The organism is Acidithiobacillus albertensis, assembly GCF_001931655.1.
GTDB lineage: Bacteria > Pseudomonadota > Gammaproteobacteria > Acidithiobacillales > Acidithiobacillaceae > Acidithiobacillus > Acidithiobacillus thiooxidans.
On record NZ_MOAD01000001.1, the window covers coordinates 2,229,792 to 2,244,623 of the forward strand.

Here is a 14,832-nt window from a genome sequence, read left to right on the forward strand (position 1 = left end):
TTGCATGAAGACAGAAACCCGGCAAGCAGATGACTTTCCCCATCTGCATCATGTCAAGGTCATTGGGCAGCATGCTGATCTGCTGGGTGCAGTGCGCGAAGCCGTAGAGCCCCATGCCCCCGATTTACCGGAAAGCGCCTTTGCCCTGCGCGCCAGCAGTCAGGGACAGTATCTTTCGGTAACGATCTCTTTGGAAATACAAAATGAAGCCCAGCTTCTGAATATTTATACGGCAGTAAAAGCCGTGGACGGAGTCATCCTCTGCTTATGAATACTTCCCCCATACTGGTGCGCTGCTGGCCCGGAATCCTGCCCTACTTCACCGTGCTGGATGCCATGCGCGAATTCACTACCCAGCGCGATGCGGAAACGCCTGATCAAATGTGGCTGCTCCAGCATCCGCCGGTATTTACGCTCGGCCGCAATGCCGATGCCGCCGATGTTCTGGATCCTGGCTCCATACCGGTCATCCGCAGTGACCGGGGGGGAAAGGTGACCTACCATGGCCCCGGGCAATGGATTGTTTACCTGCTGATTGATTTACCCCGAATGGGTATTAATGTGCGGCAACTCACCAGCATGATGGAACAGTCTGTTATTCAAATCCTGGCAGATCATGGGGTAAATGCCCATGCCCGTCGGGATGCTCCCGGCGTTTATGTGGGCGAGGCGAAAATTGCCTCTTTAGGTCTGCGCGTTCAGCGCGGACGTAGCTACCATGGTTTAAGCCTGAATACTGACATGGATTTATCTCCGTTTCAGCGCATTCATCCTTGCGGAATGCCCCAACTCACCGTCACCCAGATCCACGATCTCTGTCCCGACTGGCCCAGTCGTGACGTTGCCGAAGCGTTGATGAACGCGCTTTCCGTTCAACTGCAACGGCCTCTGAAAAAAGGAGGCGCCTGATCATGGAAATCCGCTCAGACAAAAAAACCGGAAGAGGCGCTGAAAAAACAGCCCGCAATCCTATTCCAATCCCCATCATTCCCGTAGAAACGCCGAGAGTGCCTAAACCGCAATGGTTGAGAGTGCGCTCTCCTTTGTCTCCGGAAGTCGACCGGCTCAAGAAAATTCTGCGTGCAGCGGATCTGCATACCGTCTGCGAGGAAGCTTCGTGCCCCAACCTGGGTGAATGCTTCGGCGGCGGAACGGCCACCTTCATGATTCTGGGCGATGTATGCACACGTCGCTGCCCGTTTTGTGATGTGGCTCACGGCCGCCCCAAACCCCCTGATTCGGCAGAACCGCTGCACCTTGCCCAGACCGTCGCGACGATGGGACTGCGTTTTGTGGTCATCACTTCCGTAGATCGGGATGATCTAAGAGATGGCGGTGCCCAGCATTTCTCAGAAGTAATCAGTGCCTTACGTGATCATTGCCCGGACCTCCACATAGAAATTCTGGTGCCCGACTTTCGTGGACGCGTCGATAAAGCCCTGACGGCGCTCCGCAATACTCCCCCAGATGTATTCAATCACAACCTCGAAACTGTGCCTCGCCTTTATTTACAGGCCCGTCCCGGTGCCGATTATCGACATTCCCTTAATTTACTTGCAGCCTTCAAGGCAGAACATCCAGATATTCCCAGCAAATCAGGGCTGATGCTTGGGCTCGGGGAAGAGCTGGATGAAATTCGAGAGGTCATGCAGGACCTTCGACAAGTGGGTTGCGAGTTGCTGACCTTGGGACAGTATTTATCTCCTTCCCGTCACCACTTGCCTGTAGCCCGCTTCGTGCCCCCGGATGAATTTGAAATCTTGCGCCTGGATGGACTGGCCATGGGCTTCCGTCATGTCGCCAGTGGCCCGCTGGTACGCTCTTCCTACCATGCCGAACGCAGTTTTCATGAAATGACCGAAGACTGACCGGAAGTTTTCATGCTACTGCGTTACACCACGGTACTGACGCTGGCATCGGCGCTACTCCAACCCCCGGGAGTATTGTTCCTGTTGGCGATGCTAGGCTGGCTGGGTGAGGTGCTGGGCTGGCGATACTGGGGACGGACGCTGATTATTCTGGCGCTGGGCATTTTATATTTTTTTTCAACCGCAATCGGTGCCCGGTTGCTGCTCATGCCTCTGGAAAACCGCTACCCACCCCTAAACCAGCCATTAACGGGAGCAGAGCACCCAGGAGCTATTGTCGTACTGGGTGGCGGTGAAGTCATGGATTCTCCCCATTCCCGCCTGGAAACCGCCAATGCCCGCACTTTGGTGCGGCTCATGGCAGCGGCGCGACTCGCCAGACAAACGCAGCTACCGGTGGTCCCCAGTGGCGGGGCGCCACGTTTCGGAGTCGCTGCGGAAGCCACGACCATGGCACACATTCTCCGCCAGGATTTTCATGTTACCAGTCCAATATGGCCGGAAACCCACTCCTACAATACGGCGGCCAACGCCGCCGACTCCAAGACCTTGCTGGCAGAGCATCATATCCAAAAAATATATCTGGTGACTTCAGCCCTGCACATGCCCCGGGCTGTCGCCTGGTTTCGTTTGTCTCATCTGGAAGTAATCCCTGTACCCACCGACTATCGGCTGAATCAAGTCCGGGAACTGAAGCTGGATAGCTGGCTACCTCGTGCCATTTTCATGGAAATCAGCAGTGAGGCCTGCCATGAGTACCTTGGCCTGCTCTGGCTTTGGCTGCAAGAACAGGGCCTTGGTAACGGCAATTAATATTCACGGAAGTTACTGGACTTTACTATCCGGGAGACTCACTTGCACATGCAAATGTTCGCGATCACTGGGCTTGGCCAGCTGCAACGGCGCCGGTACTGCTGCGCCATTGGCTGAAGGCCCATAAGGCGCATAAGCATAAGGCCTGGCTGGTAAGGCCGCAGCCAGGGTCTGATAACTGGGCGAATTCACACCGATGGGCAGGGCGACGGTGTTGTGCTCGCCGACAATACGCCGCACCTTACTCCAGTCAATCGCCTCCTGAATATGATTTTCCGCCATGAAATCCTTGATACGCATGACTGCTCGCTGCAGCTCAGGAACGCCCTTGTGATAAGCATGCATAGGTTTGTAGGACTGCAAATAGACTTCGCCATCGTGCACGCCTACCAGATTAGGCATATCTATAATCCGCACCGGGGTTCCGACCGGAACCATCGGAAACAATTGTGCGACATTCTCAGGGAACATCTGAAAACAGCCCTGGCTGGCGCGCATACCCACACCCCAGGGATGATAGGTGCCATGAATAAATATCCCTGAAAGGCCCGTTTCCATGGCCAGCTCACCCATCGGATTTTCCGGTCCAGGCGGCCAATACCAGGGAATATCCATGTGGAATTTTGTCTTGAACCAGGAATGAATATTTTTGGGAACATTCCAGGCCGGCATTTTGAACTTGGCAATAATCTGGGTCGTAGTCAGATTCTCTTTCCAACCAGGCAGAAACACCCCTACCGGATAGGTGTACACCACATGATCATTATTCGGGAAAAAGTAAATGCGCCGCGCCGGAATATCCACCACAATTCCGGTCCAGGGCTTGGGCGGCAATATATACTGGGCGGGAATGACCACCTTACTTGCCTGCCCCGGCAACCATGGATTCACTCCGGGATTGGCTTTGGTAACCTGATTGTAGCCCAGATCGTAAAACCGGCCGATATCCAGAAGGGTATCGTCTCGATGCGTAGTGACTGCATGCAATGTACCCACCACATTGCCGTGCTCCGGTAAGGCAAACACGCTCGCCTGAGCGACGCCAACACCCAAAGCACTCAGTGCAGCAGTTAACAGCCAGATACCCCATTGTTTTTGCTTCATTAGCCTTCCTGTTTGCGGCAAATACCATTAAGATGCCCAGCCAATCCAAAGGATTGTTGGCAGCATTTTATCTAACGGTCATAATCATAAGGGAAAAGGAGGCCTTTGTGGAATCACCTCATCTGATATTTTTAAAAAATGTAGCGCAGGGAACACCGGCAAACTCACCAGAAATCCGTGATGCCCTCCATCGCCTCGACCATATGCTCACCGATCTGGCCAGCGACCTGCAGATCCCTTTCATGGGACCGTACGTGGGTTTGCGCCACGCACCGGAACAGCATTTGCTCAGCGTTGCGGAACATCGCTGGTCCCAAGCTGATTCCTATTGGGGCGCAGCCATCTGCAGCCATCATCCTGTTTACGGCTTGCGGGCAGAATGGACGCTGGCCACGGTCAGTCGCGAAAGATTGCCCATTGTCGTCCAGGCCTTGCCCAGCTTTTTTACCGGCTACGCAGCCATTGCCGCTCAATCTGCTGAGCCTTCGCGCCCGAGCGTGTCCCGGTTGAAATCCCTCGCTGAACTGTTTGCACATTGACAGAACATTTAAAACGCCTATTTACGAGGCCATGAGTCAATTGCCGCAAAAATGCGCTTAACCGGAACTGAGCTTCGAGTATGGAACTACCCCTAAGCAGCCTGATTATTATTGTGTTACTGCTCGCCCTGGTGGTTTCAACGGGGCTGTGGAAGCTGTTCAACCGGAAGAAGCTCCTTAAAAGTAACGCAAAATCCCAAAAAATCACGCCTGCCTCTAAAAATTCCGCTTCTGTTTCAACTATACAAATTTCCGGATCGAGCAGCGCTGATAATGCAAGTCTTACCGCCGCTGCTGAAGTTGATGAAACCAGTATCCTGGATGAAATTGAAATTTACCTCGCTTACGGTCATCTGGAACAAGCGGCCACCTCGCTCAGCTGGTACGTTACCCACAATCCGGATGATACCCGGCAAAGCCGGAGATTATTGGCTTTATATCAGGAAATTCCAGACCCGGATCGCTTTGCAGAATTGCTGAGTAATTTGTGTGATTCAGGAATCATATCAGGCGCCGAAGCCCAGGACCTGACCCTCGCCGGCCTGCAAGCTGACCCGGAAAACCTCCAGCTCCGTGTGCTTGCCGAAAATCTAGGCATCAGCAATAGTCAGTTAGCAGCCATTAGCACCATCAAAACCAGCGAAGACCAACCAGCACCTTCACCGGCACTCATCAGGGTGCAACAGGAACTCCAGCAGGCCCTTGTCAATCCTGAACCCATGGATATGGATCTCAGCGGCTTTTCCGAAAAGCCGCTGCAATCAATCCAGAACAATAATCCTTCCGAATTGGCCGGCAAGATAGACGCGCTGCTCCAAGGTAATGCCAAACTTGATGCTATTAATCCTAAAGAATGGGGAATCTGTGCGACGCTGGTAGAGCCGTTGGCTGCTATTCGCGCATTACTGGCGACCCAACAAATCCAGGAAGCCGAACGTATTTTAAAACGTAATCTCATTTTTGAACCACGTAAGTTGATACTGCATGTCACCTTGCTGGATATTTTTTACCGACAAAAACGCTGTGACAATTACGCAGAATCTTTATTGCAGTTATATATAAGTTTGTGGGGAGCCGGAAGCGCACTCCGCGCCCGAATGCTTAAACATGGCCGACAACTGGGCGAACATCCGCTCTGGGATCATCTCGAAGCCAGCGAAACCAACAAACATCTTCTCGCTGAACAGGCGGAAATATATGGTCTTTATCTTCCCTTGACGGCCATCCCTTTTTCCAGCCCGGCACTGGTCCTGGAGGAAGTTCATCGTGATCATCAGATCATGCCCCACAACAGTGATGACAGCATTCTTGAAGAATTTGACAGCCTACTGGAGTACGGACAAGTGGAAGAGGCCGTTGATCTTCTTGAAAAAGCCACCCTGGCACGTCCTGATCACAAGCTTTACTATCGCCCGCTTCTGGAAATGTATGAGCGCATGGGCGCTCATGAGCGCTTTTCCAACTTTACCCGATCCATACTCAATATGGATACGACACCTGATGAAGAAATCATGCGGCAGATGTTCAGCCTTGCTGAACGCATGCAACGCCAACCGCAGCGACAGGTTATTTAGGATTTGATCATGACGAATAATATTCCAGACAATGCCAGCATCCTCGTCCGCAGCTTCGGCATGGATACCCGTAAAGAAGCTGTTTTTCGCATGGCGTTTAAAATGCATACACGGCGTCACTATCAACTGCTGGAATCAGGAGATGATCGCGTCGCCCACCTGAGCATTGTGGACATTGACGGGCCAGGCGGCACTGAACTCGCGAGAAATTTGCATCAGAGCGAACCTGGGCTGCGGATACTCGTGACCACTATATCTTCACCGGCAGATTGTATTTTCCCCATACTCCAAAAGCCGGTGCGCATGGAAACCTTGTTCCCGGCATTGGAAGCTCTGCTGTTGGATACACCCAGAACAACTGAAAAACAGGATACCAATGTCAAGCCGATTCGACCGGATATAACAGTCCCGGTCACCAGCCTCAATACTCAGCAAGCCAGCCCCCCTCCGGCTCCGCAAAATGCATCCGAAGTACCCGTGGCACCCAGCAAGCCCGCTCCCGTTCTTCGCCCCGAGGAAGTGCAGTATTTTAATCCTGATGAAGGATTCTTGGGACTTCTAAAAATTGCCCAGCGCGATCAGGGCATTAGCATAATTTCCGATCAAAACCAGCGCGCGATTGTGCGCCTTGATCCCTCCGCAGACCAGGCAGCAGCCCTAATAGATGATGAACAACTGCAGCAACTGTGCCAGGTTTCTGCCAGTAATCTGCAGTTGAGAGCCCCAAGAGATGGCGACTCAGGAGAAAATAGCAGCCTTCGTCATATGTCCCTGCAATCCTTGCTCTGGCAAGTAGCCGCATGGACAGCCAATGGGCGATTGAATCAAAAATTGCCACTCAACGCGCCGGTTCAGCTGAAACAATGGCCTAACCTGACGCGTCTGCCCATGCTTCCTGATGCATTAAGACTGGCTGCGTTTCTAGCCCGTTCCCCGGCCTCGCCCGCGCTCACCGTCAAGATATTACGCATCGAACCCCGGGATTTGTTCAATTTCCTTGCTGCTGCAGATAGCCTGGAATTACTACGCTACAACACGCCGGAAAATCCGGGCAATCTCGTTCGAATACCACATGATTCAGCATCCTTAGAGACAGAAATCCCTGCAGCCAAAAGAAGCTTTTTGGGCCGTCTCCTGAAACGCATAGCCGGGATATAGGGCTGAGGCGCGCTGCGATGCAGATAACAATGAATATCAAGGAGCCAATTTGTGAGAGAAGATAATAAAATCGTTTTTACCGGTCCGGTAGGTGCGGGGAAAACCACGGCCATATCCGTATTATCTGATACCCCCATCATATCTACAGATGCCCAGGCTTCGGACATGACCCTGAATCGTAAGGGTCATACAACCGTCGCCATGGACTATGGCATTCTCAAACTGGACGCCCAAACCAAAATTCATCTATATGGCACCCCGGGTCAAGAACGCTTTGATTTTATGTGGGACATCCTGACCACGGGCGGACTGGGCCTGGTGCTCATGCTGGACAACACCCGTCCTAATCCGAAGAAGGATCTCCACTTTTTCCTGCACGCCTTCAAGGACTACATTGTCAATGTTCCGGTCGTCATTGGTATTTCCAAAACCGATGTCCAGAACCGTCCCGGTCCCGCCGATTATGCGAACATGCTTCCTGAAGTCACCGCTGACCTCAAAATGCTCAATCCCATCCCTCCCATTTTTGAAATTGATGGCCGTAAAAAGGAGGACATCAAAAACCTGGTCATGGCCCTGCTTTATTCCATTGATCCGGGAATTGGAGACATCTTATGAGTGTAGAGCTGGTTGTAACGCGTACTGAAGTATATGCCGAGGTTACTCCTGCGGGAGCCTTTTACGCGACATCCAGTCCTGATCAGGAAGGTAACCGTGCCATTCTGTTGCACGTACTACGTGAAGGTCACCGCGCTCCTTTTACGACGGAAATAGCCAGTCAATGGGCGGAAAACAACAATACGGATGAAGCCTTGCGCAGCATTTTCCGGCTACAGCGCCTTGGTCTTCTGCGTGGCACCCATGAGGCACGTACTGACAGCACACTGCGCCTGGAAGATGCTTTACCACCGCTTCTGGCTCGCCTGTCTGACCAGCAAAAAACCCTCCTGGCCGATGAAAATGGTTTTTATCTAGCTGCAGCAGGCTTTGCTCATGAAGCTGCGGAAGAGCTGGCGGGACTTTCTGCTGATCTGCTCTCCCTGCAATCACGCCATAATCGCCTGCTCAAAAACAATTTACGGATCAACACGGAAACCTGGGGGCTGCTGGACCCTTCCGGCCGATCAGAATTGGGCTTTTGGCCGCTTTTCATCGGACAACAACGTTTTATGCTCGTCGTCAGCGGAACGCCCCGTCTCCAGGATCAATCATTCGTGACCTTGGTTCAAGAACTCGACAAACGTTACCGCTAAGCTTGACCCATTTTAATATTGCATTATTGACAGTTTATTCAGGAGAAAACCCATGCGCGAAGAAATGCTCAAATCCATACTCAGTGATCTCAATGGCTCATCCGCCGATATTGAGGCTTCTGCGGTCATATCTACTGATGGTCTTACCATTGCCTCCCTGCTTTCTTCCACCATGGACGAGGACCGCGTCGGTGCGATGGCCGCCGCCATGCTTTCCCTGGGCGACCGGACGGCAGCCGAGCTGGCTCGCGGCGAACTCGAACAAGTCATGATCAAGGGTGATAATGGTTATGTACTGCTCATTCACGCTGGCCCTGATGCAGTATTGACCATCATCGCCCGCAAGGAAGCCAAGCTGGGCCTGGTGTTTCTGGATGCCAAACGCGCATCAAGCGGTATCGCCGAACTGCTGTGACCGGGTATTTTCGAGGGATCCGGTCCTGATCCCTTCACAGCCTCTGCTCCATTAGTTCATAATGCCCGAAATCACTGTCTGAGACGCATATGAATTTTCAGGAAATCATCCAGCGGCTCCAAAACTTCTGGGCCGCTCAGGGTTGCGTATTGTTGCAGCCCATGGACATGCCCGTTGGAGCGGGCACCTTTCATCCTGCCACCTTTCTTCGCGCCATTGGTCCAGAACCGTGGCGAGCCGCGTATGTGCAGCCTTCCAGACGCCCCACAGACGGCCGCTACGGAGACAACCCCAATCGTCTTCAGCATTACTACCAGTTTCAGGCGGTGCTCAAACCCAACCCGAGTAATCTTCAGGATTTATATCTGGAGTCCCTGGCGGTGCTGGGCATTGATCCAAAATTGCAGGACATCCGCTTTGTCGAAGATGACTGGGAATCACCCACGCTGGGGGCCTGGGGTCTTGGCTGGGAGGTCTGGCTGAATGGCATGGAAGTCACCCAGTTCACGTATTTCCAGCAGGTGGGCGGCCTTGATTGTCACCCGGTCATGGGCGAAGTGACCTATGGCCTGGAACGTCTCGCCATGTATCTGCAAGGTGTAGAAAGTGTGTACGATCTGATCTGGACACCAGGCGTACTGTATGGAGATGTTTTTCACCAAAACGAGGTGGAACAGTCCCGCTACAATTTCGAGCTGGCACCCGTAGACGACCTTTTCCAGCGTTTTGATCGCGCTGAGGCGGATTGCCGCAAGCTGCTTGATCACAAACTCCCTTTACCAGCCTACGAACGGGTTCTTGACTGTTCCCATGCGTTTAATCTCCTGGATGCCCGCCATGCCATTGGCGTCAATGAACGCGCCCGTTTCATTGGCCGGGTACGCGGACTGGCCAAAGGCGTTGCAGAAATTTATGCAGAAGCCCGTGCCGAACTCGGCCACCCTCTGCTACGGAGTGAATGATGTCAGCCCATGAAAATCCTCTCCAGGAAGATTGTCTTCTGGAAATCGGTTGTGAAGAGCTACCCGCGCGTGAGCAGCTCCCCATTCGTGACGCCGCCATTGAACAAATGACGCGCCTGCTCAATGAAGCCGGTCTCAGCTTTGGGCAAATCACGGCTTACGTCACCCCACGGCGTTTGGCGTTATGGATTCAGAACCTGGCCCTGCACAGTCGGCCCCGGGAAAGCATCCGTCGCGGCCCCCCCGTAGAAAGAGCACGTGATGCGGCGGGTAACATAACCCCGGCTGCCGAAGGCTTTGCCCGTTCCTGTGGGGTTGCTTTTACCGATCTCAGCACCCTGGACACGGAAAAGGGACCGGTTCTGGCCTGGCGGGAAGTCGAAGCAGCACGCAGTAGTCACAGTCTTCTGCCTGATATTGCCAGTCAGACCATTGCCGCTCTGCCCTTGCGTAAACGCATGCACTGGGGGACCCGTGACGACAGCTTCATTCGCCCGGTGCGCTGGTTACTATTGCGGCAAGGACAACAAGTGCTGGACTGGCAGGCATTCGGACTGCAGGCCGGTGGACAAAGCTTTGGTCACCGTGTACATCATCCTGAAGCGATCCGGATTCATCAGCCCGCCGATTACGCTGCAGCTTTACTGGATGGCCATGTCATGGCTGACTTCGACGCTCGCCGGGCGCATATTTCCCATAAAATTTCCGCCATTGCTGAAGACCTGCGAGCATCCCCCATCTTGCCGGCAGCTTTGTTGGATGAGATTACCGGACTCAATGAATGGCCAGTCATCCTGATCGGCAGCTTTGCAGAAGATTATCTGCGAATTCCTGAAGAGGCGCTGATTACGGTCATGATGCAACATCAGCGCTATGTCCCGTTGCGTGATGGAAACGGTCGCCTGATTTCCCAATACCTTTTTGCCGCCAACATCCACAGCCAGGATGCCCAAATGGTCATTCACGGCAATAATCGGGTGCTGCGGGCGCGCCTGGCGGATGCGGCTTTTTTCTGGGATCAGGACCGCCAAAAATCCTTGGCTGCAAGGCTTCCTGAACTGCAGAACGTCCTCTTCCAGGAAGGGCTGGGCAGCGTTTACGACAAAACCCTGCGCCTGCAAAAAGTAGCGCGGTCATTGAGCAGCCGCTGCAACGTCAAAGCTGACGACCTGGAACGCGCTGCCGCACTTTGTAAAAGTGATCTACTCTCTGGCGTGGTGGGGGAGTTTCCCGAGTTGCAAGGCATCATGGGTGGACATTACGCCCGTCATGATGGTGAAAATGCCGAGGTTGTTGCGGCCATTGCCCAACATTACCTGCCCAATGGCCGCGATGATGACACGCCGCAGAGTCCTGCTGGCCAGTGCCTGGCCATTGCCGACAAGCTGGATACCCTCTGCGGTTTTTTTGCCATTGGCAAAATACCTACGGGTGATCGCGATCCCTTCGCTCTGCGCCGGGCTGCCTTGAGCGTCTTACGCATCATTCTGGATGCAGAGCTTGATCTGCCCCTGGATGAAGCGGTAGGCATGACGCTGGACGCTTTAGGTCCGCATATCGTCAAAGATCCCACCGCCATCCGCACTGGCGTCCTGGATTTTTTCCAGGACCGGATGCGTGTCTATTTTAGGGAAGAGGGTTTTCGTACCGACCAGATTAATGCCGTACTCAGCCGTCAACCCCATCAGATTCTCGATGCCCGTAAACGCCTGGAAGCTCTGGCACGCTTCCTGACCGAACACCAGGCAGCTGAGGCGCTTGCGGCTCTGATCAAACGCGTCAACAATCTGCTTCGCAAGGAAAATGTGGAAGTTCAACACGACCCCGATCCACAATTATTTGAAGATCCCGCCGAACATCGACTTTGGGAACACTGGCAAGTCATGGCCGGCCCTGTTCATACTCACCTTCAGAACGCACAATATGCCAGCGCACTGGACCTTCTGGCCGGATTACGTCCTACGGTCGATACTTTTTTCGACAAAGTCATGGTCCTTGCTGAAAATCCCGAAATACGCCAGAACCGCCTGGCTCTCCTCATCAGGCTGCAGGATGCGTTTCTGCGTATTGCCGACTTTACACAACTCCAGGGCTCCTGATGGCGCAATGGATCATCCTCGATCGGGACGGTGTCATCAACGAAGACAGTAACGCCTTCATTAAATCACCGGCCGAATGGCGACCCATTCCAGGCAGCCTGGAAGCCATCGCCCGCCTCAACCGGGCTGGTTTTCAAGTGGTCGTAGCCACCAATCAATCCGGCGTGGGACGGGGGCTTTTCGATATTCGTACCCTCACAGCCATACATCAGCGCATGCGCCAGGAACTCGCCGTTTTTGGCGGACGCATTGAAGCCATATTTTTTTGCCCCCACCTGCCCGATGCCGGTTGTCAGTGCCGCAAGCCTTTGCCGGGCATGTTTCACGAAATTGCCGAACGCCTGCAAATTTCTCTTGACAATGTCCCGGCTATTGGTGACAGCCTGCGGGATCTTCAAGCCGCCCAGGAAGCCGGGGCCAAACCTATTCTCGTGCTCACCGGTAAAGGCCAAAATACCCGTCGCGATGCCGAAGCTGCTGGTTTCCCGATTTTTCTGGATCTTGCTGCCGCTGTACAGGCTATCCTGGGTGTCTCTTGATGCAAACCCTGCGTAGCGGAATTTTTTACATCGGCTTTACCATATGGACACTCGTCTGGGCATTTTTCACCCTGTTGACCGTCCCCATGCCTCTTTCCGCCCGGGTCTGGTCCAGCCGCCTCTGGGCGCGAACGGCCGTCCTGTGGTTGCGCCTGAGTTGCGGATTGAGTTATCGGGTCACCGGTCTGGAAAATATCCCGGATTCGCCCTGCGTCATTGTAGCCAACCATCAATCGGCGCTGGAAACCCTGTTGCTCTGGTGCCTTTTCCCGCGCCTGTCTTATGTGCTCAAACAGGAACTGTTTCGGATTCCGATTATTGGCTGGGGCTTACGTCTGGCCTGGCCGATCGGCATTGATCGCAGTGCCGGTCGTCAGGCACTCGTGCAGGTCATGGAAGAAGGCAAACTACGCCTCGCAGCGGGATTTAATGTGGTCATATTTCCTGAAGGAACCCGTTACCCCTGCGGCGAAGTCGGGCCCTTCAGCAGCACGGCTGCCGGGCTGGCCCTGCGTGCAGAAGTCCCGCTTTTACCCATTGCCGTCAACAGCGGCTGCTATTGGGCCCGTAACAACTGGCGAAAAAAATCCGGAAAAATGGACTTATGGATTGGTCCGGCTTTTGCACCAAGCGGAAAATCTTCCACCTTGACCGAACAGGCAGAATCCTGGATTCGCAACGCCGTCATGCAGATGCCAGGCGAAGCTGCAAAGCCGTAATTACGCGTCCTGCCACGTCCACACCAGTACTTTTTTCAATACCCTCCAGACTGGGTACGGGATTCACTTCCAATACCAGTGCGTTTTGATCCGCGTCCGCCATCAAATCCACACCGGCAAAATCAAGGCCTAATGCAACAGCAGCTTTCCGGGCAATTTCCGCCCAGGACTCAGGCAGATCAGGAAACGCCGAAGCGCGGCCTCCACAGTGCAGATTACTGCGAAAATCTTCCGCCGCAGATTCCCGACGCATGGCCGCAACAACCTCCCCGAACAAGACAATCACTCTGACATCCTGGCGGCCCGGCAAAAAACGCTGAACCATGGCCTCATGCTGCAGACTCAAAAAAGTATCCAGCATTCCCCGTGCGGCTACCGGGGTCTCGGCCAGACTCACCCCGACCCCCTGTGAACCCTGCAATATTTTGTGAACGAGGGGCGTGCCCAGCATCTGCAAGGCCAGCTCTTTTTGCCTGGATTCCGTGAAATAAACGGTTTGTGGAACAGCTATTCCCGCCGCAGTCAGAGCCTGCAGGGAGGCAAATTTGTCTCTTGCCAGTTGCAATGCCTCGGCAGAATTCAGACAAAAAGTACCTGCCCCGGCAAAATAGCGCAGCAATCGCGCGCCCAAGGCCGTTATCGGTCCGCCAATGCGGGGAATGACCGCCGCACAATAAGGAAATTTTTCACCCTGCACATAAAGATCCGCATGGACGCCATTCACAGTCAACAAACACTGCTCCGGGGCCAACAACACGGCTTCCATTCCCGCCGCATCCACCACCTGGAGCAATCGTTGGGTGGAATAAAGCCCGGGAAAGCGGGACAGTACCGCAATTCTTGGAGTCTCCGACATATTCAGGACACATCCGCACGAAAAGTCAGCAAGGGGAGTTCACCATGAGCGATGGATCTCTCAATGAAACCCGCCCTTCCCGGCTTGATTTGCTCGAGGCTGCAGCGCGCCTCGGATGTCTGTCCGCAGATTGCCGAAAACAATACCTCCAGTTCCAGAGGATTCACCCGCAAACAGCCAAAAGGATCCTCCGCATTTTTGCTGCGCCAAAATAAATTCGGTAGCCAGCCCTTGCTCTGCACCAGCGGATTCAGGTAAAGCGTCCGGCAACGCTCTGCAATTTGTAATTCAGACTGTTCTTTTTGATTATTTTCCATTGATTTCATTTGATCCTTAGTTTGGTCTCTGCAAATTTGTGCCTGTTCCCGCATGGTGCGGCAAGCTGAACGACAAAACCACTTTCCTTGGCAAAGGAATTATTGTGGAGCATAATAGTCAATTATATAAACAGTTAATAATGTTTATTCGCAATAGCTGGCCATTCGGCCAAGGAGTGCAGCAATGAGCGACAACAGCACGCAGCAAGGATTAGCGGGGCACGGAGCTTTTTTTCAGGACACGAACTTATCGGCCAACGAAGCGGAAGCGGCCACGGCATGGGTACGCAGTCACGTAGACCGTCGCACCATGGACCTGGGCGAGCGTATGGACGACATTCGCGAGCACATGTGGGCACTGGAAAAAGAAGGTGAAATCATTGTTCACCGCATCACCGATGACCACAAGCCCATTGAAGTAGACACCCTCTATGGCTGGAAAAAGCGGGTTCCCACCAACCAGCTCTGGCATCACAAGAGCTGCGGTCAGTGTGGCAACATTCCCGGCTATCCCACCAGCCTGCTCTGGTTCATGAACCACTTTGGCACGGATTATCTGGACGAAACTGACCAGACCTCCTGCACCGCCTGGAACTACCACGGCTCTGGCATCGGC

The 14,832-nt window shown here is 53.6% G+C and carries 17 protein-coding genes and 1 pseudogene; 15 read left to right on the plus strand and 3 right to left on the minus strand.

Annotated elements, in window-relative coordinates:
* Window positions 1-4: 4 nt before the first annotated feature.
* The 4 genes from BLW97_RS11495 to BLW97_RS11510 are packed head-to-tail and all read left to right on the plus strand — an operon-like array spanning window position 5 to window position 2,681.
* Window positions 5-271 (plus strand): YbeD family protein, encoded by a 267-nt coding sequence (locus tag BLW97_RS11495; RefSeq protein WP_010637236.1) that lies wholly within the window; start codon window positions 5-7, stop codon window positions 269-271.
* Window positions 268-909, plus strand: a complete 642-nt coding sequence (lipB, locus tag BLW97_RS11500) for a lipoyl(octanoyl) transferase LipB (RefSeq protein ID WP_075323219.1) — start codon at window positions 268-270, stop codon at window positions 907-909. The genes BLW97_RS11495 and lipB overlap by 4 nt, the downstream gene beginning before the upstream one ends.
* 2 nt (window positions 910-911) lie before the next feature.
* Window positions 912-1,868, plus strand: a complete 957-nt coding sequence (gene lipA / locus BLW97_RS11505) for a lipoyl synthase (protein ID WP_075323220.1) — start codon at window positions 912-914, stop codon at window positions 1,866-1,868.
* A 12-nt stretch (window positions 1,869-1,880) separates the two neighbouring features.
* Complete coding sequence (locus tag BLW97_RS11510) at window positions 1,881-2,681, plus strand: YdcF family protein (protein WP_075323221.1); 801 nt, start codon at window positions 1,881-1,883, stop codon at window positions 2,679-2,681.
* Between the two features lie 12 nt (window positions 2,682-2,693).
* Here the strand turns inward: BLW97_RS11510 and BLW97_RS11515 are convergent, their stop codons facing one another.
* A complete protein-coding gene (locus tag BLW97_RS11515; RefSeq protein WP_207650592.1) occupies window positions 2,694-3,785 on the minus strand; it encodes a L,D-transpeptidase family protein in 1,092 nt (363 codons plus the stop codon).
* A gap of 107 nt (window positions 3,786-3,892) precedes the next feature.
* On the opposite strand from BLW97_RS11515, the gene BLW97_RS11520 reads away from it, so the two are divergent.
* The 10 genes from BLW97_RS11520 to BLW97_RS11565 all read left to right on the plus strand — a co-directional run bounded on the left by BLW97_RS11520 (window position 3,893) and on the right by BLW97_RS11565 (window position 13,043).
* Window positions 3,893-4,324, plus strand: a complete 432-nt coding sequence (locus BLW97_RS11520; protein ID WP_010637229.1) for a hypothetical protein — start codon at window positions 3,893-3,895, stop codon at window positions 4,322-4,324.
* A gap of 80 nt (window positions 4,325-4,404) precedes the next feature.
* Entirely contained in the window at window positions 4,405-5,898 is a 1,494-nt protein-coding gene (locus tag BLW97_RS11525) for a type IV pilus assembly protein FimV (RefSeq protein WP_075323222.1), read from the plus strand.
* 9 nt (window positions 5,899-5,907) lie between these two features.
* Entirely contained in the window at window positions 5,908-7,056 is a 1,149-nt protein-coding gene (locus BLW97_RS11530) for a histidine kinase (RefSeq protein WP_075323223.1), read from the plus strand.
* Window positions 7,057-7,107: 51 nt separating this feature from the next.
* A complete protein-coding gene (locus BLW97_RS11535) occupies window positions 7,108-7,674 on the plus strand; it encodes a GTP-binding protein (protein WP_010637225.1) in 567 nt (188 codons plus the stop codon).
* Window positions 7,671-8,309, plus strand: a complete 639-nt coding sequence (locus BLW97_RS11540) for a hypothetical protein (RefSeq protein WP_024892974.1) — start codon at window positions 7,671-7,673, stop codon at window positions 8,307-8,309. Before BLW97_RS11535 ends, BLW97_RS11540 begins: the two co-directional genes overlap by 4 nt.
* Before the next feature lie 52 nt (window positions 8,310-8,361).
* Complete coding sequence (locus BLW97_RS11545; protein ID WP_024892973.1) at window positions 8,362-8,724, plus strand: roadblock/LC7 domain-containing protein; 363 nt, start codon at window positions 8,362-8,364, stop codon at window positions 8,722-8,724.
* Between the two features lie 89 nt (window positions 8,725-8,813).
* Window positions 8,814-9,686, plus strand: coding sequence for a glycine--tRNA ligase subunit alpha (gene glyQ, locus BLW97_RS11550; RefSeq protein ID WP_024892972.1), 873 nt, complete (start codon window positions 8,814-8,816; stop codon window positions 9,684-9,686).
* Window positions 9,686-11,785 (plus strand): glycine--tRNA ligase subunit beta, encoded by a 2,100-nt coding sequence (glyS, locus tag BLW97_RS11555; protein ID WP_075323224.1) that lies wholly within the window; start codon window positions 9,686-9,688, stop codon window positions 11,783-11,785. The genes glyQ and glyS overlap by 1 nt, the downstream gene beginning before the upstream one ends.
* Window positions 11,785-12,324, plus strand: a complete 540-nt coding sequence (gene gmhB, locus BLW97_RS11560) for a D-glycero-beta-D-manno-heptose 1,7-bisphosphate 7-phosphatase (protein ID WP_031575970.1) — start codon at window positions 11,785-11,787, stop codon at window positions 12,322-12,324. Before glyS ends, gmhB begins: the two co-directional genes overlap by 1 nt.
* Window positions 12,324-13,043 carry a lysophospholipid acyltransferase family protein gene (locus BLW97_RS11565; protein ID WP_075323225.1) on the plus strand — a complete coding sequence of 240 codons (720 nt, stop codon included), beginning with the start codon at window positions 12,324-12,326 and terminating at the stop codon, window positions 13,041-13,043. The genes gmhB and BLW97_RS11565 overlap by 1 nt, the downstream gene beginning before the upstream one ends.
* Here BLW97_RS11565 and BLW97_RS11570 read toward each other — a convergent pair.
* Together BLW97_RS11570 and BLW97_RS11575 are read right to left on the minus strand one after the other, a co-directional pair.
* Window positions 13,009-13,899: an ATP-grasp domain-containing protein gene (locus BLW97_RS11570; RefSeq protein WP_075323226.1), complete on the minus strand. Its 891-nt coding sequence runs from the start codon at window positions 13,897-13,899 to the stop codon at window positions 13,009-13,011. The genes BLW97_RS11565 and BLW97_RS11570 overlap by 35 nt on opposite strands.
* 2 nt (window positions 13,900-13,901) lie before the next feature.
* Complete coding sequence (locus tag BLW97_RS11575; protein WP_075323663.1) at window positions 13,902-14,216, minus strand: hypothetical protein; 315 nt, start codon at window positions 14,214-14,216, stop codon at window positions 13,902-13,904.
* A 184-nt stretch (window positions 14,217-14,400) separates the two neighbouring features.
* On the opposite strand from BLW97_RS11575, the pseudogene BLW97_RS11580 reads away from it, so the two are divergent.
* A pseudogene (locus BLW97_RS11580) lies at window positions 14,401-14,832 on the plus strand (heterodisulfide reductase subunit B); the annotation flags it as partial.